The following is a 23,556-nucleotide window of genomic DNA, read 5'->3' as shown; positions in this document are numbered from 1 at the left end:
TCCGAGTGGCTAGAGATAGGCTACCGACAGCGCCGGGACGGCGGCGATCAGCAACAGGCCGGCAAGCAACGCACCGAGGTAGGGCCAGATGGCGCTCATGGCCTCGTCGGGCGAGACGTCGCCGATCTTGCAGGCGATGTAGAAGCCGATGCCGATAGGCGGGGCCATGAGCCCGATGTTCATCGCCGTCACGACGACCATCGAATAGTGCACGTCGTTGATGCCCAGCCGAGCGGCGATCGGAAACATGATCGGCGCCATCAGAACGATCGCTGGCAGACCTTCAAGGACGCAGCCGAGAACCATGAAGACGGCGATGGTGACGAGCATGAAGGAGAACCAGCCTCCCGGCAGGTCGGTCATGTAGATGGCCAGTTGGTTGGCGAAGCCGGTTTGCGTCAGCGCCCAGGCCATTGCCGAGGCGGTGCCGAGAATGAGCAGGATGGCGCCGGACAGCGCCGCCGTCTCGACCAGCATGGCGTAGAATTTCTTCGCGCCGATGCCGCCATAAAACAAGGCGCCGATGACCAGCGCATAGAGCACGGCGATTGTGGAAACCTCGGTGGCGGTGGCGACGCCGCCGCCGACGGCGCCGCGGATCAGGAAGGGAAGCACCAGTGCGGGGGCGGAGACGAGCAGCGTCTTCCAGACGAGCGAGAACGGAGCGCGATGTACGCCTTCCATGCTTTCGCCCGAAGCCTTCCAGCGAGCGAGCACCGCAAGGACGAGCAACAGAACCACGGCGATGACGAAGCCGCTGGTGAAAAGCGCGGCGATCGAAACGCCGGCGACCGAGCCGAGCACAATCAGCACGATCGACGGCGGCACCGTATCGGCCATCGCAGCGCCGGTTGCGAGCAACGCGATCATCTCCTTGGGCTTGTGGCCGCGACGCTTCATTTCGGGGAAAAGTGCCGGAGCGACAGTCGCCATGTCGGAAACCTTCGAACCGGAAATGCCCGAGACGAGGAACATCGAGCCCAGCAGCACGTAGGACATGCCGGCCTTCACATGGCCGAACAGCGACGCCATGAACTCGACGATCGCCTTGCCCATGCCTGTCGCGTCGAGCACACAACCGAGCAGAACGAAGATCGGCACCGACAGCAGGATGAGGCTCGACATCCCCTCGTCGATGCGGCCGACAAGCACGATCATCGGCACGTGCGTGCTGAAGGCGATGAAGGCGATCGTGCCGACGCCGAAACAGAAAGCGATCGGCACGCCGAGCAGAAGGCAGACCGCCACCACGCCGACGAGAAAGATGACGATGTTGGCGTAGCCAAGCGTGAGGAACAATGGCGAAAGCAGCCAGCCGAACACGGCCAGTGCGGCAATCACTGCGACAGCGGCGGCCAGGTTGGCGAGCGTCGCTGCGCGGATCGCGTGGCCCACGGCGATAACCGACATCAATGCCAGCCCGGCGACAATTGCCGAGGCGCGGAAGCTCATCGGAATGTTGAGCGCCGCCGAGGTGACGTACCACTCTTCCTGTACATACTGGCTTGCCGGCACGATCAGCGCGAGCAGCACCGTCGCCACGACGAGCAAAGCGAGGGCGTCCACGAAGTTGCGGCCGCGCTCGGGGATCAGGTTGAGGAAGATGGTAAGACGCAGATGCTCGTTGCGGTCGATGGCGATCGCCGAGCCGAGCATGGCGAGCCAGAGAAAGGAGATGGAGGCGGCCTCATCGATCCAGACGATCGGCAGCGATAGCACGTAGCGCGAGATGACGCCGGCGAGCAGCAGACCGATGACGAAGACGAGCAGGATCGAGGCCACCGCCTCGACCGGCCACATCAGCCGCGACCCTGGCCGCGCATCCAGCACCTCGGCCGGCGTATCGACGATCATCGTGTTGTTGCTGGCGGCTGCCATGCTTCAAGCTCCTCCGCTCGGACCAGGCAACAACGCCTGCTCACGCCGAAATCGGGAACGAAGCGATCTCCTCCCGCTCATTCCAGATTTTCGCATACAGGTCTATATCATGGACCAGTTATTTCGCATAAGCGATTTTTGCCATGCAATCGGCCATATATCAGCGACTTGCGGCGAAAATGCGATCCATATTGTGGATCGATGTCGCTAGTCGCGACTATTTGTGGTTGCAACAAGGCATGTGGCAGCGCCGAGGCAATCTCCCGATCACTCGCAATCGAGAAGCCAGGTATCATCGAATTCCATGCCCACAGTGGCTGCTTCGCACGAGACGATCACTGTCGTTTGCGCGGCACGCGCGTGTGCAAGAACGGCCGCAAGCAAGTCCCGGTCCTTGCAGACATCGATGTCGTCGATAAGGAGCACGGCTGCTGATCGAACCAGCGCTCGTGCGGCACGGATCCGGGCGGCCTGCATGGCACTGATTTGAGGGGGCTCCAGTCTCTGGCCGCTGTCTGGCGGTCCATCGACTGCCAGGCCGCACAGCGAGGCCGTGGCGATTATCTCTTCCTGCGGGGTCGCTGAGGGCGCTCCCAGGGCTATATTGTCGACCATTGTAGCCCGCACCAACGGGATCGCCGGCGACAAAAGGGTGATTGCCCGGCGCCGGTCGCGCTGCGAAATCTTGTCGACAGGAATGTCATCGAGGAAAATCGCCAGGCCGCTGTTTTCCTCAAAACCTGCGATGCTGGAAAAAAGCGCGCTGCGTGCTTCAGGCGTATCACCGCCAAGCAGGATCGAGGCGCCGGGCGCGGCATCCAGCACTTTTGACGGCGTGCCGTTTCGGCAATGAAATTCGATGCGCAGCCGCCGGCCTGACGTCGAGCGCGGCAGGGGAACTGGATTCACAGGATCCGCAAGCACCGGCCTTGCCAGGATGGAGGCAATCCGGCGGCGGGACTCGACATAGGCAAGCCGATAGTCGGCGGCGCGAGCGAGGTCGGAAAGCTGGCCAACCGTCAGTCCGGCGAGGAGCAATAGCGTGCTGAGATCGCCAACCAGCATCGCCGGGCGGCCCGAAAACGCATAGGCCACGAGGATGACGACGATCACGGGCATGACGAAGTCGCTGGACGCGCGCGCAGCCCCCGACCACCCCGCCCGGCGGACGAGCCACATGTTGAGCGCTTCCGACATCCGGTCGATCTTGCGTGTGGACGTTCCGCTTTTGCCGAAATGGGCAAACGCCGCCCGGGCGGCAACGATGTCGCCGAGACGGCCGGCAAGCCGTCCCCGCCTCCGCCGGCTTTCGCGGATGGCCCGGTGAAGAAACGGCAGGGCAACAAGACAGACGATCGACCAGGCAAGAACGCCGCAAAGCAGGAGCGGCGCAACCCCCGGGGCAAGCCAGAAGGCGCCAACCACGATGAGAACGACGGAAGGACCCGCAACAAAGAGGGAAGCCACGCCGTCGGCCAGCCAGGATCTGATGGCGGAGAGGTCGGTGACGAGGCGGGTCATTACCAGGCCGAGACCGGTCCGGCCGGCGCCAGGCGGCAACGCGAAGAGTTGCTCGACCAGCAGTCTGCGGACCTCGCGCACATAGTCCAGTGCAAAAGCTGCCCCCTGTCGGCGCTGCATCACCCCGAGTGCGAAGAGCGCGATGCCGAGCGAAAGGCTGGCCACGATCAGCCTGCCCTGCCCGAGCGGCTGCGGTTCCCCGGAAACCGCCGCACCGACGATGGCGACAAGAGCGAGCGACGTGGCGGCCTTGGCAAAGCCGATGGCGACAAGAACCGCAAGGGCGACCAGTCGCGTGCCGATCAGGATTCCTGGTAGAGGCATTGTGCACCTCCAGCGATCACCATCAGGCGCGGGTTCAATACCCCTGAGACTATGCTTGCCGCGGTCGCCGGATCGGTGAGTTCCTTGACGCCATAGACTGGGACGTTGGCAGCGCCTGCTTCCCGGCGCGCCAGCGGCGAGCAGGTCAGGAGCCCGCTGAGCCCGAGCACGTCGTATCCAAGCTCGCGCAGCCTTTCGCAGCCCGCCACCGCCCCCATCGCATCGCCTGCGGCAAACAGCACGCCGCCGGTCAGCTCGCGGAATTTCGGGGACTTTGCCAGCGCGGCCGTCTCGGACTGGAATAGCCCATCCGCGACCTCCAGAACCGCGATCTCCGCCCCGGTGGCGGCAAGAGAATGCAGCAAATGCTGCGCGCCCTCGACGATGGCATCGATTGGGGCAAGATAGGTCGTGGCAAAGCCGGCATCAGTAAAATCAAGAGCGGCGCATGCTCCGGCATCCATCATCGACCAGAGATCATTGCCGGCTCCGGTTCCGGTCACCTTTGCCGCACCAACTGCGAAACCTGCCCTGGTCAAACCACGCACGAGGCTTGCAGCTGTTGTCGTCTTGCCCGAATTCATCGACGTTCCGAAGACAACGATTGTCGGCTGGGTGAGCCGCGCCGGCTGCGGCGCGACCGCAAAGTCTGCAACGTTCAGAACGCGGCCGCATGAGTTGGTGACGAGGCCGAGCGGCACGATCGCAGTCGGAGACATGGTCTTGTCGTGCCATGCCAACGCCCGCGATGCCACTCCGCCTGCCGCCACCATATGGCACGGTCCGAGATCTGCCGGCACGATCGCCTCGAACTGATCAGGGGCGTAGCGGTTGCCGTAGGCCAGGACGACTTCGTCCGTCGCGGCAAGTGCCGCCTTGCGTCCCGAGGGCAGTTCGACCGACTTGTGGTGTCCGAGCGCTTCGATCCGCGCGAGCACCAGGTCCCCTGCCTTCGGTTCGGCGGGAGGCGCAAGCAACATCCGCATGCGCTCAGTGGGAATTCGGCGGGTCGTGAAAGCCCGCTTGGCCTTCGCGATGCGTTCGCAGTCAAGAATTTCCATTGTGGTCTCTCCGATCACCAAGGGGCGCTGTTACCTGGGGGAGAACGCGGTCGAACCAGGATTATTCTCGGTGTTGCGATTCTTTTCGCCATGATGGCGTAGACCCAAGCCGAGGGGCCTACGCACACGCCGCGCGAAGCAGCGGACGAGAAACAGGCGTGCGGTCATAGCGGACGGCAAGTTCGGCATAGACCTCATCGTTGATCAGCAACGGCCCATTGAGGCTTGCCGCCTCAAGCCGGTCGATCGACCAATCCGCCCAGTTCGCATCGTCCGTTACAGGATCGAGCAAAACGTTGGTGTCGACCAGCGTCACGCGTCGCCACGCGTCAGTGCCATGATCGCGTCGGTGTCGAGTCCCTTGCCGGCATGGCCGCGCAATTTCGCGAAGCGGCTCGCGGGCTGCTTCTTGTCACTACGCACAATCACCACATTGCCGTCATCGGTGCGGCGGAAATCAACCTTGCTGCCCGGAACGATTCCGAGCAGGTCCCGGACCGGCTTCGGGATGGTCACCTGTCCTTTGGCTGTGACTGTGTTGGTCATGTCCGCACCTTGGTAGTGCCCATTTTCGGTATTATTATGTGGACCGAATTTCAACCTCACAAGCGGCTGCCGAAGCCGTGATTTTGTGGCTTGTTTCCCCGGGCGCGCCTGTCGACGTCGTAATCCGCAGCCACGCACCCTATCTACGCCGCATGAATGACATTACGAACAGACGCGCACTTCTACTCATCAATCCAAAAGCACGACGCGGGCAGGAATCTCTCGCACCGGTCGTCGAGCGGCTGGAAGCCGGAGGGCTCCGCGTCAGCGTCGAGACATTTGAGGCACTGCCCGAGATAGCACGCGACATCGTGCGCCTTCGCCATAGGGCCGATCTTGTGATCGTGTGCGGCGGCGATGGCTCGGTGTCCTCGGCGGCGGTCGCGGTCATGGAAAGCGGGCTGCCGATGGGCATCATTCCGATGGGGACGGCGAACGATCTGGCGCGTACCCTCGAGATACCGTTGGATCTTGGGAAGGCGGCTGACGTGATAGTAGAGGGCGGACGACGTCTGATCGATATCGGGACCGTCAATGGCCACGCTTTCTTCAACGTCGCGAGCATCGGCCTCAGCACCGATCTTGCCCAGGGGCTGGATCCGGCGCTGAAGAAGCGTTTCGGCAGGTTTGGCTATGCCTTGGCGGCCATGAAAGTGTTGACCAAGGCCCGCCACTTTGAAGCAAGGATTACCGAAAAGGGCGCAACGACCGAAGTCGAGACCTACCAGATAGCGGTCGGCAACGGCCGCCACTATGGCGGCGGCAACGTCGTCGAGGAGACAGCGGAGATCGATGACGGCCATCTCGACCTTTACAGCCTGGAAATGACGAATCTCTGGAAGATGGCGCTCTTGTTGCGCTCGTTCCGCTCCGGCACGCACGGCGCCTGGAGCGAGGTTCGCACGGCCAGATGCGTCGAGTTCGACATCGAGACGAAAAGGCCGATGCCGGTGAACACTGACGGTGAGATCGTCACCTCGACCCCGGCGCATTTCAAGGTCCACCCAAAGGCAATTTCGGTGTTCGCGCCTGTCGCCGCGCGCATACAGGCCCGCACAAAGGTGCTCGGTGACGCGGTCAGCGCAAACAGCGGCTAGACTGGCGATCAAATCAAGCGCGCGTCGAACAAACCCAATCGCCCGCGGTCATCTCTCGATCAGGAGTCGGCGCTCTGGAAGAAGGACGCGGGCTGATCTGGCAACAGCAACATAGCCTTCCGGGCATGTCTTCGATCATTGCTTGACGAACGCGCCCGTGTAGGTCTGACCGGCAAGCCTGACGGTTCCCGCCAGGGTTCTGTCGGGCCGCATGACAAAACTGACGTCTGCGCCACTCGGCAGGCGCTCGAGCTTCAACGCAGTCCCCACAATTCTTCCAACGCCGGCGGCCTCTCCCGGATGGTTGTCGCCCAGAGTTCCCCACGCATAGGTGACCGTCACCTTGCCATTGGAAGAAATCGTCTGAACAGCAAGTTTGGCGTCATACATCCCCTCCAATCGTCCGGCCCATAGGCCCGAAAAAGCAGCATATTTTGTCGGGACGGTCTTGGCAGGGGGAGTGACCGCCACGGATTGATCAATAATTGCCGAGCCGGAAGGAACAGCGGCAGGATCCGAGGCGGTTTGGGCAGGAATGGGTCCAGGTCCTAACGCAGGTTCGAGAGTGGGTCGCGGCGTTTCAGGAGCCGATTGGCACGCGGTTATGGCAAGCGCCGCGAAGCCAAGCATTGCGTTGCACATTCGGCGTGCCATCATCTGGTGCCCCGGCCATCTCTGAATCTAGCGCAGGCTAACCTTATCGCGCGTTTTCACGACCTCTGTCTACCCAAGATGTCTCGTAGAACAGCAGCTCGTCGAGGGACGTGCAGCGGTCGAAAGCGAACGCTTCCATTCGTCGCCAAAGTAACCGCCTTGGCGTCTGAAAATATTTTTAATTCAATTATTTACGCTAGAATTTTGATCTATTTTCCAGGCTTTTGGCTTTCGACCACAGACGCTCTAAGCTGCTATCGATGCAGTCGCTGCCGTTTCGGCGGCAACGCCGTCCACCATGACATGACCGATGCCCCGCGAGCAGCGCTCGATCCTCGCCTCGACGCGGTACACATCACGCAATAGCGCCGGCGTAACGACATCTTCCGGCGTGCCGCAGGCGACCATCCGCCCCTCGGCGATGACGATGCATTTGTCGGCGAAGCGCAGGGCCTGATTGAGGTCGTGAATTGCGATCAGCACCGCAATCCCGTGCTTGCGCGCAAGCCCGCGCATAAAGGTCAGCACCTCGACCTGCCGGTGCAGGTCAAGCGCGGACGTCGGCTCGTCCATCAGCAGGATTTCAGGTTCGCGAGCCAGGGTCTGGGCGATGCTTACCACCTGCCTTTGCCCGCCGCTCAATTCTCCGACGTTGCGAAAGGCAAGATCCGAAATGCTGAGCGCGGCCAGGATGCCGTCTATGAGTGCGAGGTCGCCGTCGCTGACCGACCATGCCGAGCCCTGCTTGCGGGCGAGCAGAATCGATTCATAGACGGTCAGCACCGCGTTGGCTGCCGTATCCTGCGGCATATAGCAGATGCCGTCCGGCCCCTTGACCGCGCCCTCGAGGCAGACGCGTCCCGGGCCCTTCAGAAGTCCTGCGATGCGCTTGAACAGCGTCGACTTGCCCGCTGCGTTGGGTCCGATCACGGCGACAACCTCGCCACCCCGGAAAATGGGAGTTGAAACATCCGAAAGGACGAGCCGCGCCCCGTGGAAGGCTCCGAGACCATCGAGCCTGATCGTTACCATGAGCGCCTCACATTCGAGAGGATCAGCGAGATGAAGAAGGGAATGCCGATAAGCGAGGTGACGATGCCGATCGGGAAGATCGTGCCTGGAACGAGCGACTTGCTGGCAACCGAACTCGCCGAAAGGATGAGCGCCCCCGAAAGCGCCGAGGCGGGCAGGAAGAAGCGCTGATCTTCTCCGATCAGCATGCGGGCGATGTGCGGACCGACAAGCCCGATGAAGCCGATCGTGCCGACGAAGGCGACGGGAATGGCAGCAAGGAGGCTCACCATCATCATGGTTTCGAGCCTGAGGCGTGCGACCTTGACGCCAAAGCTCGCGGCCTTGTCTTCGCCTAGCCGCAGCGCCGTCAGCGCCCAGGCGCGGCGCACGAATATCGGAAGTGTTGCGAGTAGGATGAGGCTGGTAATGATGAGCTTGGGCCAGGTGGCTTTGGTGAGGCTTCCCATCGTCCAGAACACGACCGCGGCGAGCGCCTGCTCGGAGGAAAGATACTGGACGAGCGACAGCAGCGCATTGAAGGTGAATACGAGCGCGATGCCGAGAAGCACGATGGTTTCGACCGTCACGCCGCGCTTGAGGCTCAGAAGGTGGATGACGAGCGCGGTCAGCATCGCCACCACGAAGGCGTTCAGCGGCACGATATATTCGATCGCGGCCGGGATCATCGCGACGCCGAAGGCGAGCGCGAGTGCTGCGCCAAAGCTGGCCGCCGCCGAAATGCCGAGCGTGAACGGGCTGGCGAGCGGATTGTTGAGGATGGTCTGCATCTGCGCACCGGCGACCGACAGTGCTGCGCCGACGACTACTGCCATGAGCGCGATGGGAAGCCGGATGTCCCACAACACGACGCGCACCTGAAGCGGCACACTGCCGGGAGAAACCAGGCCGAGCACCACCTGGTCGAGGCTATAGCTTGCGGGCCCGAGCGCGAGGTCGATGCAGAGGCTCAGCAGCAGCGCCAGGGCGAGCCCCGCCAGGATCAGCTGCTTGCGCAGGACAAGGGCGCGGTAGAGCCCGCGCCCTTGTTTGGCTGACAGTGCGGCCGGTTCACTGCTCATCGGAGAGTGAGACCCAATGGCCAGGCCTGTACCCGACCGGCAGGAACTTCTCGTGCAACTCCTTGAAGGTGGCCTCGGCGTCGAGATCGGCGAACAGGTCGGGATGCAGCCATTTGGCCATCTGCTGTATGGCGACGAACTGATAGGGGCTGTTGTAGAACTGGTGCCAGATGGCGTGGACCTGCCCGTTCTCCACCGCCTTGATGCCGGTTAGCGCGGGCCGCTCGGTCAGGCCCTTGAGTTTCTTCAGTGCCGCCGCTTCGTCGGCGCCGGGACCGACGCCGACCCATTTGCCGCCCGGCACATAGGCCTCCCAATTGCCGCCCGTCACAATCACCTGGTCGGGATCGCTGGCGATGATCTGTTCGGGATTGAGCGTGCCAAACGTGCCCGGGATCAGGTCGGCCGCGATATTAGCCCCGCCGGCCATGTCGACGAACTTGCCAAAATTGTCGTTGCCGAAGCTCATGCAGCAATCATCGGAATAGCCCCCGGCGCGATCGATGAACACGGTCGGGCGCTTGGGATTCTTCTCTGCGATCACATCGGTGACGCGCGCGATCTGGGCCGCGCGGTAGGCGATGAACGCCTCGGCCCGCTGTTCTTGGCCAAGCAGCTTGCCGATCAGGCGCATGCTCGGCTCGGTGTTGGTGAAGGGTTGCTCGCGGAAATCGACATAGACCACCGGAATGCCGACGGCGGCGAGCTTCTCGATGTATTGCGCGTCCTCGGTTGCCTGCTTGGACTCGATGTTCATGATCATCACGTCCGGGTCAAGTGCGATGGCCTGCTCGATGTCGAAGGTGCCGTCCTTGAAACCGCCGAAGGTCGGTATCGCCGCCATCAACGGGAATTTTTCCAGATAGACGGCGTAATTGTCCGGATCGGCCTGGGAGAAGTCCTCGCGCCAGCCAACGATGCGCTTGAAAGGGTTGTCGGTATCGAGCGCGGCGATCAGGTAGATCTGCCGGCCTTCGCCGAGGATGACCTTCTCGACCGGCGTCTTCACCTCGACCTTGCGGCCGGCAATGTCGGTGACGGTCTCGGCGCGCGCGCCTGGGGTAAGCGGCACCAAGGCCGCGAGCGCGACCGCGGCCGCAAATATCGATTTCAAAATCATTGGGCTCTCGCAATTCAGTTGCCGGCCCCGCTTAAGAAACATGAATTGTATAATCAAGAATTTTCTTTTAGAGCAATTCCAATGTAGCCGCTTTGGGGAGTGCGTTTCGGGCAATGACGGCTCACGCAAACTATTCGCTGCGCGACGAGATTCGGGACTATTGGTCCGACCGCGCCGAGACATTCGACCTGCAGGTCGGCCACGAGATTTTTTCCGAGCAGGAGCGTGCCGCCTGGCACGCGGTCATAACTAGGCACATTGGGCCAGGCGCCGGGCGGGCGTCTCTGGATCTCGCTTGCGGGACTGGCGTCATTTCGCATCTGATGCACGATCTGGGCTTTGTGGTGACAGGCCTCGACTGGTCGGAAGCCATGCTTGCCAAGGCGCGCGCCAAGGCACAAAAACGCGGCGCCGATATCCGCTTCATCGTGAGGGATGCCGAACGGACGCTCGAGGACAGGGCGAGCTACGATGTCATCGTCACCCGTCACCTGGTCTGGACGCTGCTGGATCCGAAGGCGGCCTTTGCCGAATGGTTCTCGCTGCTGAAGCCCGGCGGCAGGCTGCTGGTCATCGACGGCGATTTTGTCAGCCGCAACTGGGCGACGCGTATGCGGGAACTTTGGGAGAAGCTCACGGCCGGCAAGTCCCAGGTCTCGGACGATGACGGCGCCGCCATGGCCAGACGTCACCAGAACATTCTTGCCCGTGTCTATTTCTCAGGCGGAGCACGGGCGGAAGAGATAGTTCGCCTGCTGGCCGAAGCCGGGTTCGAGCAGCCGGTCGTGGACTGGAAACTGGGCGCGATCCATCGCGCCCAGGCTCGACGGATGAGTTGGCCCAAGGCGCTCGAACGCGCTACTCAACATCGCTTCGCGATCTGCGCGACAAAGCCGCAGTAAACGACTCGGCGTTGCCGCATCGGTCGTTCCATGCCACCTTAACTGCCACCGCCGCCGTCGCTCTCCCCGCGAACGGAGCGGTGCCGCGCTCGACGACGATGTCCGACGCGCCACCAAAGTCGATCCATTATACGCGTTCGCGCCTTTTTTTCTTTTAGTCGAGGATGCGTATAAAATCGAAATATACGCAATCACGTATATTGCCGATCTATACGTCTTCGCGTATATTGTTTATTGGAGGTGCTCCATGACCGAGCAAATCGCCCGAACAGAAAAACAACTCGGCGCCATTTTACGCCGCGTCCGCAAACAGGCCGGCCTTACCCAAGGCGGACTGGGTGATCGCATTCACCTGCGCCAGGGGACAGTGTCACGCCTCGAAGCCGGAGAGCCCGCGGTCCAGCTGCGGACGCTGATGGCTGCGCTCTCGGCGCTCGACTTGGAACTCGTCATCCGACCACGCACCAAGGGCAGCGCCGCCGACATCGAGGACCTGTTCTGATGGGACGCCCGCGCGCCCACGCTCCGCTCAACGTTTTCCTGAACGGCCGCCTTGTCGGCGTCATGCGGCGTGAGGCGACAGGCGCGGTCGATTTCAAATATGCCGACGAGTGGCTGGCATTCCGCGGCACCTTCCCTGTATCTCTATCGCTGCCGCTGCGGGAGGACCGCTACATCGGCGAGCCGGTCATCAACGTCTTCGACAACTTGCTTCCGGACAGCAGCGATATCCGCAAGCGCGTTGCTGAAAGAGTCGGCGCAGCCGGTACCGATGCCTACAGCATGCTAGCCGCACTTGGCCATGACTGCGTCGGCGCACTCCAGTTCCTGCCGGACGGCGTCGATGCCGGCCTCGCCGGAGAAGTCAACGGCAAGCCGGTGACCGACGCCGAGATCGCCGACATCGTCAAAAATCTCGCTTCCACTCCGCTCGGCATGGGCGAAGACGAAGATTTCCGTATCTCGATTGCCGGCGTCCAGGAGAAAACGGCGCTGCTGCGCAAAGACGGTCAATGGTTCAAACCGATCGGCACGACAGCCACCACCCATATTCTCAAACCGCAGATCGGCCGCCTGCCGAACGGCATCGACCTGTCGAACAGCGTCGAAAACGAATATCTGTGCCTCAAGCTGGTGGAGGGAATGGGCGTTCCCGTCGCCCGCGTCGAGATCGCTGATTTCGGTAAACGGCGAACGTTGATCGTCGAGCGCTTCGACCGCATCTGGACAAGAGACGAACGCTTGCTGCGCCAGCCGCAGGAGGATTGCTGTCAGGCCCTCTCCGTGCCGCCGACCAGAAAATACCAATCAGAAGGTGGGCCGGGCATGCGCGAGATCATCAACCTGCTCAAAGGCAGCGATACGCCAGACGCTGATATCCTGACATTTATGCGGGCCAGCATAATTTTCTGGCTGCTGGGTGCAACGGACGGACACGCCAAGAACTTCAGCATTTTTCTGTCGCCCGGCGGTGGCTACCGCATGGCGCCCCTCTATGATGTGTTGAGCGCACAGCCGAGCCTGGATTTGCACCAAATCCCACGAAAGAAATTCAAGCTCGCAATGTCTGTCGGCAAGAGCAACCACTACGCCTTGCACGAAGTTGTACCGCGCCATTTCCTGCAGACGGCCGACCTTGCCGGCGTTGGAAAACCGGCAATGCTGTCGTTATGCGACGATCTGGCGGCAAATGCAGAACGCGCGGCCGCAGCGGTTGTCGACAAACTCCCCAAAAGCTTCCCGGACCCGCTCGTCAAATCGGTGGTGACCGCCATTGCCGACAGAGCCCGCCTTCTCGCCGATGTGAAATCCTGACGCCATGCGTTGGCAGGACCGACCTTCCTACCAGCCTGCTTCGGCTGAAGCCTTCTGTCGCCTCACAGGAGGCACGACAGGCCGGTCGCGTCAGCTCAGATGCGCCACCGAGTGTTATTTTTCGTGGCTGGCGTCCTGCAGGATCATTTCCGATGCCTTCTCCGCGATCATCACCACTGGAGAGTTGGTGTTGCCGGAAACGATCGTCGGCATGATCGAAGCGTCGACGACGCGCAGGCCAGAAATGCCGTGCACCCGCAGCCGGCCGTCGACCACTGCCGTCGAGCCTGCGCCCATCTTGCAGGTGCCGACCGGGTGGAAAATCGTCGTGCCGATATCGCCGGCCTTGCGGACGAGTTCTTCGTCGCTCTCATAATGTGCGCCGGGCAGCATTTCCTCAGGCGCGTAACGGGCAATGGCGCGCGCCTTCATCAAGCGGCGGACGTGGCGGAGCGATGCCACAGCCACGGTCCTGTCTCCCTCGGTAGACAAATAGTTCGGCCGGATCTTCGGAGCCGCCTGCGGATCGGACGCCTCCATGTGGACGGTGCCGCGGCTTTCCGGTCTGAGATTGCAGACCGAAACCGTGACCGCGGGGAAGCGATGCAGCGGCTCGCCCAGCCGGTCAGTGCTCAACGGCTGGACATGGTATTCGAGATCTGGCGTCTCCAGGCGTGGGTCGCTCCTGGCGAAGATACCAAGCTGGCTCGGCGCCATCGACAGCGGTCCGCTGCGACGGATAGCATATTCGACGCCCATGGCCGCAAGGCTGAACATATTGTGGTAGCGCTGGTTTAGCGTCGAGGCGTTGGCGACCTTGAAGACCGTGCGGATCTGCAGATGATCCTGCAAGTTCTCGCCGACGCCTTCCAGCGCGTGGCGAACCGGGATTCCTGCTGCGCCAAGCACGTCGGGTCGGCCGACGCCGGAAAGCTCGAGCAGCTTCGGCGAATTGATCGCGCCGGCGGCAAGGATCGTCTCGCCTGCCCGTGCACGATGCAGTTGGCCGCCCATGCGGAAGACGACGCCGGTGACGCAAGCCCCGTCGAAATCCAGCGTCTCGGCCTCGGCGCCGGTGACGACGCGCAAATTCGGCCGTCGCAGGACGCTGCGCAGGAACGCCTTCGAGGTATTCCAGCGCACGCCTTTCCTCTGGTTGACCTCGAAATAGCCCGACCCTTCGATGGTCCCGCCGTTGAAATCCTCGGTCCGGGGGATGCCGAGTTCCTCGGCAGCATCGCGGAAGGCATCCAGGATTGGCCACGACAGGCGCTGGCGCTCGACGCGCCATTCGCCACCGGCGCCGTGAAGGTCGTTGGCGCCACCAAAATGGTCCTCGGACTTGCGGAAATACGGAAGCACGTCATCCCAGCCCCAACCGAGATTCCCGGCTTGCCGCCAGCCATCATAGTCGGCCGCCTGGCCACGCATGTAGATCATGCCGTTGATCGACGAGCAGCCGCCCAGAAGCTTGCCGCGCGGATAGTTGAGCGCACGACCGTTCAGCCCGGGCTCCGGCTCGGTCTTCATCAGCCAATCGGTGCGCGGGTTGCCCATGCAGTAGAGATAGCCGATGGGAATGTTGACCCAATGATAGCGATCGCTGCCGCCGGCTTCCAGAAGCAGCACGCGCATGCCTGGATTGGCCGACAGTCTGTTGGCCAGCACGCAGCCGGCTGAACCCGCGCCGACGATGATGAAGTCGTACTGTCCAAAATCGGCAGCGGTCTGTGTCAATTGGACGTCCGTTCGCTTGCCATCCTGTCCCATAGCGGACCCATGGCCTTGTTGATCTCACCATAGAGACGATAGCGCCGCTCATAGACCGGTGCGATCGCGCAATTGGGCTGGTAGCAGCGGTCGGGCGCGGTCATCGCGGCGGCGCCCGCAGAGAAGTCGGCAAACAAGCCGACGCCTGTCCCGGCTGCAATCGCAGCTCCCAGCGCACCTGTCTCACGGCTGCGCGCCACGGTCACCGGCACGTCCAGCACATCTGCGAATATCTGCGGCCAAACGGCGCTGCGCGAGCCGCCGCCCGAAAGAACCGCCTGGCTGACAACGGCTCCCGCTCGACGCAACGTCTCGACATGGCGCCGGTGCTCGAAGACGACGCCCTCGAACAGTGCGCGCAGCATATGAGCCCGCGTGTGCCAGCCGGCGATGCCGTAGAAACCGGCACGCGCCTTGCCATTCTGCTGCGAGCCGTAAAGGAATGGGTGGTAGATCGGCATGTCTCCCGCGGGATCGACGGAAGCAACAAGCTCGCTGCAGATCTCGAATGGCGATGCGCCTGCCGGCGGCGCATGCTCGAAGAACTCACGCACGATCCACTCGAGATTTGCGGCCGAAGTGGCGCTCGATTCGATGGCGAGATAGCGCAGCGGATCGAAGGTCGACAGCATGAAGATAGACGGATCGCGGATCGGCTCTTGGGTGATAACCTGGTTGATGCTCCAGGTGCCGGCAATGATCGAGGCGGCGCCGGTGCTGGTGACGCCCGAACCGATGGCGCTGGCGACGACGTCGAACAGGCCCGCCACCACAGGCGTGCCCGCAAGAAGGCCGGTGGCAGCGGCGACATCGCGCGTGACATGGCCGGCGATGGCGGAGGCTTCCAGCACGTTCGGCAGCAGTTCCATGCAATCGTCGAGACCATAGGCGGCCAGCAACTCTCGCTCGTAGCGCCGGCCGGGCATGTGCAAAAGCCCGCAGCCCGACATATCCGAGGTCTCGGTCGAGCGCGCGCCGGTGAGGCGGTTGACGATAAAATCCTTGCACAGGAAGACGGTGCCTATTTTGGCAAAAAGTGCCGGATCATGGCGCTTGAGCCACGCCAGCAGAGTCGGCGTCTGCGCCGCCCAGGGCCGTTGCAGGCAGTGGATATAGGTCCGGTCGCCAACGCCTGCGGCCGCCCATTCGCTGACGATGCCGACGCCGCGCGTGTCGAGCGACTGGATGCCGAGCAGCGGGTCGCCGCCGCGGTCCAGCGCATAGAGCCCGTTGCCGTGGCCGGCGCAGCCGATCACCGCGATCTCGCGGGGGTCGATGCCCGACTGGTCGAGGCACTGGCGGATGACCTCGACGGCGTTGCGCCACAATTCGCCGAGGTCCCGCTCGACATGGCCGGGCTCTGGCATGCAGGAGCGGCCGTCGCGAGCGGCAAGTGCGAGTTCGCGACCTGCGGTGTCGAAGATGATGGCCTTGATGACGGTATTGCCCGCATCAAGACCAAGAATGTATCGCTGCATTGAAGCTCCTCCCAAGCTGCAAAGATTATTGTTGCTGGTAGAGCTCCCAGGCGGCCGCACCGTCGGCATTCTCATGGATGATCGCCATCAGTCCCCTCACGACGGCGCGAGGGTTGGAATGCTGGTATATGTTGCGGCCATAGACCATGCCTGCCGCGCCTTGTGCCATCAGCGCCGCCGACTTGTCGAAGACGGCGCGCAAATCCTCCCTGCCCCCACCGCGCACAAGGACAGGACAGCGTGCCGCAGCCACCACCCGGTGGAAGTCGTTCGGATCGGTCGTCGGATCCGCCTTGATGATGTCGGCGCCCATCTCGCTGGCGAGCCGGGTCAGGGTGACGATCTTTTCGGGGTCGCCGTCGACCATGTATCCTCCGCGCTCCGAATTGGGCAGCATTGCCAGAGGCTCGATCATCAGTGGCAAGCCATATCTTTCACAGTCGGCGCGAACCCTGGCAATGTTGTGGACGCATTGCCGAAACAGGTCCGGCTCGTCGGGCAGCATGAATAAATTGACGACCACGCAGGCCGCGTCCATCTCCAGCGCGCCGATCAGCGGCTCGGCTTCGTTCTGCAGGACGGCCCACATCGAGCGATGGCGGGTTTTGTTGTATGGATTACCCATGTCTATGCGCATGACCAATGCCGGCTTGTCCTTGCCGGGCAGGGTCTGCAGCAAATCGGCCTGGCCATAATTCATCTGAATGGCGTCCGGCCCCGCGGCGACCAGCTGGGCGACGACGCCAGCCATATCCTCCAGCCCTTCCAGGAACGACGGCTCGTTGCATACGCCATGGTCGATTGCGACGTCGAGACAGCGCGCCCCGCCGAACAGCCGGTTCATGCGGACTTTCTTGTTGATGCGCATTCGGCGCTCCTTCCTTGGTCTTTTTGCGATAGCTGGTCGAGATCGACGCCGTGCTGGCGCTGCAGCAGGGCGAGGAAATCGGTGCGCTCGAATGCCTTGCGCGCAGCGTCCCAGCTCTTTTCGACAGCGAGAATATCGAGAACTGCGTCGAGAAGGTCGCAAGAGAGAGCACCGGTGATGGCGATTGTCGTGCGGCGGAGCAGCAGGTCCTCCAACTGCTCGACATATTCATTGGCGATGAGATACTGAATCTCCCGGACCGAGTAGTGGCTGCCAGGCAAGAGCTCGTCCTGTCCCGCTGCCAAAAAAGCGGCGACGGCATCCGCCACGGTGCCGTAGCGCTCGAACAGGCTGCGCATGCGGTCAAGCGACAGGCCATGCGCCGCCGCGCGTTCTGCGCACCATTTTTCGGGGGCCATGGGAAAATGCCGGCCGCCGCCGATCGGCATGTTTTCGGTGCCGACGATGCGCTGTCGGCACAATCGCTCGAGCACGATATCCGCTGCCAGTTCGCCGAACGACCGGAAGGTTGTCCATTTCCCGCCGATCATGCACAGCGTCGGCGGCACCATACCGGCGCCCTCGATGAGCTCGCAGAAATGATCGCGGGGAATGCGCCCGGTAAAACTATCCCGGCTTATCGGTAGCGGCCTCACCCCGGTGAACTGAAAGACGATGTCGGTATCAGTGATCTCGATCCCGGGAAACACGAAGGACACGGACTGCCGGATGTATTGCCGCTCGTCGCCCTCGCAGCGCGCTTGGTCGGGATCGTCGGCACGGATATCCGTCGAGCCGACCAGCACATTGCCGAGATAGGGGAACAGGATGCAGATCCGGCCGTCCTCGTTCTCGTAATAGATCATGTGGCCGTCGAGCGCGTCGTGAAGCTCGCGATTATCGACGATCAGATGCGATCCTTTGGTGCCACCCATAAACTTGGGCGCAACGGCTCCGATAGCCGAATTGGTCAGGTCGATCCAGCCGCCTGTGGCGTTGACGACGAGCCGCGGCTTCACGGCAACTGTTTCGCCAGACAGTCCGTCGTTAAGCGCAAGGCCCGCGTCACCGAGCGATACGCATGCATAGTTGAGCGCTCGAGCCGATGGCCTTTCGTTCATGGTGTCGCGCAGCATCTCGGTACCCAGCCGCTCGGGGTGGCTGACCCAGGCGTCATAGTATGTCGCCGAATTGCGGATAGCAGGATTGATTGCAGGCCAGACCTTGAGTGTTTCAGCACGGCTCCTGAACTTGTGCGTCGGGACGATACGCCGTGCGGCGGTGAAGAAGTCATACATCGCCAGGCCGGTCTTGATGACCAATGCGCCACGCCGACCCGGACGACGGCTTAGCCCAAGGAAGCGGAATGCGCCATTTGCGATACCTGAGAACAGGTCGAAGATAGGCACTGTGGTTGGCAATGGCGCAACGCAATGCGGCGCGTTCTTCAATAGCCGATCGCGTTCGAGCAGGGATTCGCGGACCAGCTTGAACTCGCCGTTTTCAAGGTAGCGCAAGCCGCCATGAACCATGCGCGAGAGGGCTGCGCTGGCGCCGCAGCAATAATCGCCCTTTTCGGCGAGCAGGACATCGACGCCCTGCAAAGCGAGCTCGCGAAACACGCTGATGCCGTTGATGCCGCCGCCTATCACGAGGACGTCAACATCGGGGTTCCCGCGCAAGCCGGCGATCGTCTGGATGCGATTCATCTCAGGACGCGCTTTCGATCACGCGTCTATCGCTACGAGATGCCCGGCCACCGCCGCATCGATCGTCCCCAGTTCCGCCGCGCTCAGTAAAATCTCCCCTGCCCTGGCGTTGTCGAGCGCCTGCGTGGCCTTTCGCGCTCCACACAACGCGAAGGTGATGCCGGGTTGCGCCAGCGTCCAGGCGATGACGATCTGCGCCATGCTTGCCTGGTGGATCTCAGCGACCGGGGCCAGGGCATGTTTCAACGCGGCTACCTTGCGCCGGTTAGCCTGAGAGAAGCGCGGATTGTCTTTGCGCTGGTCGTCGCCGCTGAACTCACGCGCCGGATCGATGGCGCCCGAGAGCAGGCCGAGTGCAAGCGACGAATAACTGAGTGCTGCAACTTGATGCTGGCGCGCGATCGGCAGCAATGTCTGCTCGATGTCGCGATCCAGCATCGAATATCTTTCCTGGATCGCGTCGAGCTGGCCAGCGGCGACATACTGCTGCAGCTCGGCAGCATTGAGATTGCTGGCGCCGATGGCGCGGATTTTGCCAGCGGATTTGAGGCGTTCGAGCGCTTCCATTGTTTCGGCAATGGGTGTCGTCGGGTCCTGCCAGTGGGTGATGTAGAGATCGATATAGTCGGTGCCGAGCCGCCGCAGGCTCTGTTCCACTTCATAAGCGATGCCGTCGGCGCCCAGATATCGGTTCACCGGCGTTCCATCCTGATCGAAGAAGTGGTTGCCCTTTTTCGAATGCCAGTTGAGGCCGCATTTGCTGGCGATGACCGCGCGGTCGCGCCGGCCCTTGATGGCCTTGCCGACGATCTCTTCGCTGCGGCCAAGACCGTAAGCCGGCGCGGTGTCGATCAGCGAAACGCCGGCATCGAAGGACGCCTGGATGGCGGCGATCGATTCTGCTTCATCCGTGCCACCCCACATCCAGCCGCCGATGGCCCAGGTGCCTAGGCCCACCGCCGAAGCTACAACGCCGGACTTGCCGATTGAGCGGGTGATTTGTCGAGTATTCATGCAGCATTTCCTTCGGCGAGCTCGAGGATCTTCAAGCCGGTGGTTTCGTCGGTGACGAGAGTGTCGAGGTGAGAGCCGCGCATGGCACTGAGGATCGGGACCACCTTGCTGGCGCCGCTTGCGACCCCGATCGACTGCGGAATGGTCGCGAATTCCTCGAGCGTCAGCGAGACCAGTGAGCGGTTGAGGCTGTAGTCGGCGAGCTTGCCGTCGCCGTCTATGAGATGGGCGAGCAGTTCGCCCGCCGCGCCCGAGCGCTCGATGGCCAGCCGGTCGGCGCTCGAGGATGGGTGCAGATCGTAGTAGCTCGAATCGTCGGCCAGGATGGAGCCGATGCCGACGACCGCAAGCGTTGCTTCGCGCGCCTTGTTGAAGACGTCCGAAACCGCCCGGACGCCCATCAGCATGTCACGTTGGGCCGGGCTGTCGGCAAACAGCGGCGCGTGAATCTGATAGGCGCGCCCGCCGAGCTTGTCGGCCATCAGAGACGCGACATGATTGACGTCGGTGTAATGCTTGCCCTGGACCAGGCCGGTCGCGGGAACTACCTCGACGTCGTAGCTGCGGCTCGGCTTGAGGCCGGCGACGACGGCACTCACCCCCTTGCCCCCGGTAATGGAAATCGTGTCGCCGTCCTTGATCGTCTCGAGCACCAGCCTGGCTGCGGCCTCACCGACACGCTGAAGCGCAGTCTGCGGATTGTCCGAAACGGAGGGGACGACGACGGCCCTTTGGAGTCCACCGATCGCGACAAGTCGCGCCTCGATGTCGATCAGTTGCTCGACCGGCGACTTGATCTTGATCTCGACAAGCCCGAGTTGATGACCGCGCTTGATGAGGCGGTTGACGGTCGCATGCGAGATGCCGAGCTCCTTGGCGATTTCCGCCTGCGTCTTGGCTTCCATGTAATGAAGCACAAGCGCCTGATACATCTGGCGGACGATCGTGACGTCGTCCCGCGAATTGGGTGGTGACATGATGGATGCTCAACTCTCGCGCTGCTGCTCAGGACTTCCTGCGGTGCAGGAAGTGGTCGATCGATACCGCCGCGAGCAGGATGCATCCCTTGATCATGTCCTGCCAATAGACGGAAACGTCGAGCAGGATCAGCGAGCTTGTGACGACCGAGAGCAGCGCCATGCCCAGTATGGCGCCGAAGATGGTGCCCGAGCCGCCATTGAGCGATGCTCCGCCAATCACCGCCGCGGCGATGATGTTGAGCTCCATGCCAGCGCCGAAGGTCGGGGTCGCAGCGCCAAAGCGTGACATATAGATGATGCCGGCAAAGCCCGCGAGGGTGGAGCAGAGAACCGTGACCCAGAATTTGACCTGCTTGGTCTTGATGCCTGAAAATTGGGCCGCCTTCTCGTTGCTGCCGGTATAAAAGACCTTGCGGAAGGCCGTGGCACGCCGAAGCAGAAAATCGAATATGGCCACGACCACAACAAAGATGACGATGACATAAGGCACATTGCCGAAGCTGCCCTGGCCGATCGCCTTGAACCCGGGCGGCAGGGTGAACAGCGACAGCGGGGTTCCCTTGGTGATGACAAGACAGAGACCGCGCACGATCACCATCGCCGCCAGCGATGTGATGAAGTGATTGAGCCCGATAACGGTCACGAAGAAGCCCATCACCGCGCCGATCAGCGCGCTGGCGCCTATGCCGATGAGGCTCGCGGTCCACGGGTCCAGACCCATCAGGAACAGAGCGCCTGACACGACCATGGAGAAGCAGACCACCGACCCGACGGAAAGGTCGATGCCGCCGACAATGAGGAGTATCGTCATGCCGACCACGACGATGCCTTCAATGGAGAAGCTCATCAGCATGGCGCGGAAATTTCCCCAAGTCAGGAAATGCGGCGAAGCGAATGTCATGGCGATGCACAGCGCCAGCATGATAGCGATCAGCCCCGCCTCGCGCATCGACCCAAGACGCAGCCAGTTGCGCCCGCCAAGCCCGGGGGCGCTCGCCTTGACTTCAGCGTCCATGAGGGTTCCTCCGGTCTGTCTAAGCGACATTCTGAACCTGCCTTGCGTTTGATCGTTGCTGCCGGAGACCCGAAGCCAGCAGCATGATTGCCTCTTCGGTCAATTCGTCAGCCCCCAGTTCGCCGACGATGGCACCTTCGTGTATGACAAGCACCCGGTCGCTCAGTCCGATCAATTCCGGAAGCTCGGATGAAATCACGATGACGCCGACGCCCCGCTCGGCGAGATCGCGCAGCAGGCGATGAATTTCCACTTTGGCGCCGACATCGACCCCGCGTGTGGGTTCGTCCAGAATGACCACTTTGGGGCCGACCGACAGAAGCCTGGCGATGGCGACTTTCTGCTGGTTGCCACCGCTGAGCGTCGACACCTGTGTCTCGATGCCGCCCATGCGCACACCGTGGCGCACGACCAGGTCGGTGGCTTGCTTTGCCTCGGCGCGGCGATCGAGAAGCCCAAGCGGCGTGGTCAGCTTCCGAAGGTCGAGCGCGGAGATATTGGATGCAACCGACAGGTCGAGGAACAGGCCCGACGCCTTGCGGTCCTCCGAGAGGTAGACGAGGCCTGCGCGCACCGCATCGCTGTAGGTCCTGATGCTGACCGGCTCGCCATTGAGTTCGACCGATCCCGACACTTTCGGGCGCAAGCCGCAAACGGTCTGGACCATCTCGCTGCGACCGGCGCCAATCAACCCGCCAACGCCAAGAATTTCGCCTGCTCGAAGCGTGAAACTGACGCCAGCGGAACCCTGCCGATAGGAGAGATTTTCGACCGACAGCACAGGGCGGTCGGTACGCCGTTCAGGCGAGAGCTTTTGCGGATAGAGCTGCGTGATTTCGCGCCCGACCATCTTGCGCACGACATCATTGGGAGTGACCGAAGCGATAGAATCGGTCGCTACGTATCTGCCGTCACGAAACACCGTGACGCGGTCGCACAGGCTGAAGATCTCCGCCATGCGATGGCTGATGTAGATGATTGAAATTCCGCGCGCCTTGAGATCGCGGACGATTGCGAAAAGGCGCTGCGCCTCGGTCTCGGTCAGCGCGGCCGTCGGCTCGTCGAGCATCAGCACCCGGCATTCGAGTGTCAGCGCCTTGGCGATTTCCACAAGTTGCTGGTTGGAAATAGAAAGATCGGCGACTGGCGTCTCGACCGGGATCGGTGCCAGCAGGTCCATTATCTTCTGCGCATCGGCGTAGAGCCGGCGAAAATTCATCAGCGGCGCGCGCCGATTGTTGACGGCCGCCATGAGGATATTCTCGGCCACCGTGGCATCCTGGCAGAGCGCGATTTCCTGATGGACGAGGCCTATGCCAAGCCGCTGCGCGGCGGATGGCGATGTGATGGTGACGTTCTTGCCTTCGAGACGAATGGCGCCTTCGTCGGGTTGCACAATGCCGGCGATGATATTCATCAGCGTGGACTTGCCCGCACCGTTCTCGCCGCACAGCGCATGAATTTCGCCGCGCTGCAGCGTGAAATCGACCCCGGTCAGCGCTTTGATGGCGCCGAACGATTTCGAGATGTCGCGGATTTCAAGAATGGCGGCGGCAGTCACTCCGTCCCCCTTCAGCGTTGAAATTGATGATATGGCCCGGGTCGAGGGGGGGGCGGCCCCCCCCCCCCCCCCCCCCCCCACACCCAACCCCCCCACCCCACGCGCGGCAGGCGAAAAACACACAAATAGTGCGCCCCCGCGGCTGAGGCG

Annotated in this window: 20 protein-coding genes and 1 pseudogene; 4 read left to right on the top strand and 17 right to left on the bottom strand. The window is 62.3% G+C overall.

All coding sequences use genetic code 11. The annotated features are described in order from the left end of the window. Positions 1 to 9: 9 nt before the first annotated feature. From AC0L2A_RS00905 to AC0L2A_RS00885, 5 genes and pseudogenes are all read right to left on the bottom strand, one after another. Positions 10 to 1,854: a TRAP transporter large permease subunit gene (locus AC0L2A_RS00905; protein ID WP_473607311.1), complete on the bottom strand. Its 1,845-nt coding sequence runs from the start codon at positions 1,852 to 1,854 to the stop codon at positions 10 to 12. Positions 1,855 to 2,145: 291 nt separating this feature from the next. Next, positions 2,146 to 3,723, bottom strand: a complete 1,578-nt coding sequence (locus tag AC0L2A_RS00900) for an ABC transporter transmembrane domain-containing protein (RefSeq protein ID WP_473607159.1) — start codon at positions 3,721 to 3,723, stop codon at positions 2,146 to 2,148. Further along, positions 3,702 to 4,784, bottom strand: coding sequence for a P-loop NTPase family protein (locus tag AC0L2A_RS00895; RefSeq protein WP_473607158.1), 1,083 nt, complete (start codon positions 4,782 to 4,784; stop codon positions 3,702 to 3,704). The genes AC0L2A_RS00900 and AC0L2A_RS00895 overlap by 22 nt, the downstream gene beginning before the upstream one ends. Positions 4,785 to 4,944: 160 nt before the next feature. Beyond that, positions 4,945 to 5,100: pseudogene (locus AC0L2A_RS00890) on the bottom strand (DNA-binding protein); the annotation flags it as partial. Then, positions 5,097 to 5,330, bottom strand: coding sequence for an AbrB/MazE/SpoVT family DNA-binding domain-containing protein (locus AC0L2A_RS00885; protein ID WP_027156398.1), 234 nt, complete (start codon positions 5,328 to 5,330; stop codon positions 5,097 to 5,099). The gene AC0L2A_RS00885 and the pseudogene AC0L2A_RS00890, both read right to left, overlap by 4 nt. Positions 5,331 to 5,482: 152 nt before the next feature. Between AC0L2A_RS00885 and AC0L2A_RS00880 the strand changes: the two genes are divergently transcribed. Further along, positions 5,483 to 6,427, top strand: coding sequence for a lipid kinase (locus AC0L2A_RS00880; protein ID WP_473607310.1), 945 nt, complete (start codon positions 5,483 to 5,485; stop codon positions 6,425 to 6,427). A gap of 135 nt (positions 6,428 to 6,562) precedes the next feature. Here the strand turns inward: AC0L2A_RS00880 and AC0L2A_RS00875 are convergent, their stop codons facing one another. From AC0L2A_RS00875 to AC0L2A_RS00860, 4 genes are all read right to left on the bottom strand, one after another. Beyond that, on the bottom strand, positions 6,563 to 6,817 hold the full coding sequence (locus AC0L2A_RS00875; protein WP_473607157.1) for a hypothetical protein: 255 nt from the start codon (positions 6,815 to 6,817) through the stop codon (positions 6,563 to 6,565). 510 nt (positions 6,818 to 7,327) lie between these two features. After that, on the bottom strand, positions 7,328 to 8,113 hold the full coding sequence (locus tag AC0L2A_RS00870; RefSeq protein ID WP_287341641.1) for an ABC transporter ATP-binding protein: 786 nt from the start codon (positions 8,111 to 8,113) through the stop codon (positions 7,328 to 7,330). Then, complete coding sequence (locus AC0L2A_RS00865; protein WP_473607156.1) at positions 8,107 to 9,174, bottom strand: FecCD family ABC transporter permease; 1,068 nt, start codon at positions 9,172 to 9,174, stop codon at positions 8,107 to 8,109. The genes AC0L2A_RS00870 and AC0L2A_RS00865 overlap by 7 nt, the downstream gene beginning before the upstream one ends. Further along, positions 9,164 to 10,294, bottom strand: a complete 1,131-nt coding sequence (locus AC0L2A_RS00860; protein WP_473607155.1) for an ABC transporter substrate-binding protein — start codon at positions 10,292 to 10,294, stop codon at positions 9,164 to 9,166. Before AC0L2A_RS00860 ends, AC0L2A_RS00865 begins: the two co-directional genes overlap by 11 nt. A gap of 113 nt (positions 10,295 to 10,407) precedes the next feature. Here AC0L2A_RS00860 and AC0L2A_RS00855 point away from each other — a divergent pair, with 113 nt between their 5' ends. From AC0L2A_RS00855 to AC0L2A_RS00845, 3 genes are all read left to right on the top strand, one after another. Further along, the gene (locus AC0L2A_RS00855; RefSeq protein ID WP_473607154.1) at positions 10,408 to 11,196 is read left to right on the top strand and encodes a class I SAM-dependent methyltransferase; all 789 of its coding nucleotides are present in this window, start codon (positions 10,408 to 10,410) and stop codon (positions 11,194 to 11,196) included. A 247-nt stretch (positions 11,197 to 11,443) separates the two neighbouring features. Continuing rightward, entirely contained in the window at positions 11,444 to 11,698 is a 255-nt protein-coding gene (locus AC0L2A_RS00850; protein ID WP_091589911.1) for a helix-turn-helix domain-containing protein, read from the top strand. Then, complete coding sequence (locus tag AC0L2A_RS00845; RefSeq protein WP_473607153.1) at positions 11,698 to 13,011, top strand: type II toxin-antitoxin system HipA family toxin; 1,314 nt, start codon at positions 11,698 to 11,700, stop codon at positions 13,009 to 13,011. The genes AC0L2A_RS00850 and AC0L2A_RS00845 overlap by 1 nt, the downstream gene beginning before the upstream one ends. Before the next feature lie 114 nt (positions 13,012 to 13,125). Here AC0L2A_RS00845 and AC0L2A_RS00840 read toward each other — a convergent pair whose 3' ends face one another. Genes AC0L2A_RS00840 through AC0L2A_RS00805 form a run of 8 tightly spaced genes read right to left on the bottom strand, consistent with a single transcriptional unit; the run spans position 13,126 to position 23,406 of the window. Then, the gene (locus AC0L2A_RS00840) at positions 13,126 to 14,781 is read right to left on the bottom strand and encodes a GMC family oxidoreductase (RefSeq protein WP_473607152.1); all 1,656 of its coding nucleotides are present in this window, start codon (positions 14,779 to 14,781) and stop codon (positions 13,126 to 13,128) included. Beyond that, positions 14,745 to 16,259 carry an FGGY-family carbohydrate kinase gene (locus tag AC0L2A_RS00835; protein ID WP_473607151.1) on the bottom strand — a complete coding sequence of 505 codons (1,515 nt, stop codon included), beginning with the start codon at positions 16,257 to 16,259 and terminating at the stop codon, positions 14,745 to 14,747. Before AC0L2A_RS00835 ends, AC0L2A_RS00840 begins: the two co-directional genes overlap by 37 nt. Before the next feature lie 25 nt (positions 16,260 to 16,284). Then, positions 16,285 to 17,127 (bottom strand): class I fructose-bisphosphate aldolase, encoded by an 843-nt coding sequence (locus AC0L2A_RS00830; protein ID WP_473607150.1) that lies wholly within the window; start codon positions 17,125 to 17,127, stop codon positions 16,285 to 16,287. After that, positions 17,100 to 18,836 (bottom strand): glycerol-3-phosphate dehydrogenase/oxidase, encoded by a 1,737-nt coding sequence (locus AC0L2A_RS00825; RefSeq protein WP_473607149.1) that lies wholly within the window; start codon positions 18,834 to 18,836, stop codon positions 17,100 to 17,102. Before AC0L2A_RS00825 ends, AC0L2A_RS00830 begins: the two co-directional genes overlap by 28 nt. An 18-nt stretch (positions 18,837 to 18,854) precedes the next feature. Then, positions 18,855 to 19,850: an aldo/keto reductase gene (locus tag AC0L2A_RS00820; protein ID WP_473607148.1), complete on the bottom strand. Its 996-nt coding sequence runs from the start codon at positions 19,848 to 19,850 to the stop codon at positions 18,855 to 18,857. After that, positions 19,847 to 20,827 (bottom strand): sugar-binding transcriptional regulator, encoded by a 981-nt coding sequence (locus tag AC0L2A_RS00815; RefSeq protein WP_128167893.1) that lies wholly within the window; start codon positions 20,825 to 20,827, stop codon positions 19,847 to 19,849. Before AC0L2A_RS00815 ends, AC0L2A_RS00820 begins: the two co-directional genes overlap by 4 nt. Before the next feature lie 28 nt (positions 20,828 to 20,855). Further along, entirely contained in the window at positions 20,856 to 21,845 is a 990-nt protein-coding gene (locus AC0L2A_RS00810) for an ABC transporter permease (protein WP_473607147.1), read from the bottom strand. Positions 21,846 to 21,864: 19 nt separating this feature from the next. Further along, the gene (locus tag AC0L2A_RS00805; RefSeq protein ID WP_473607146.1) at positions 21,865 to 23,406 is read right to left on the bottom strand and encodes a sugar ABC transporter ATP-binding protein; all 1,542 of its coding nucleotides are present in this window, start codon (positions 23,404 to 23,406) and stop codon (positions 21,865 to 21,867) included. Positions 23,407 to 23,556 lie beyond the last annotated feature (150 nt).

Source organism: Mesorhizobium sp. WSM4844 (assembly GCF_055811775.1).
This window is presented reverse-complemented; position numbering and strand designations above follow the sequence as displayed.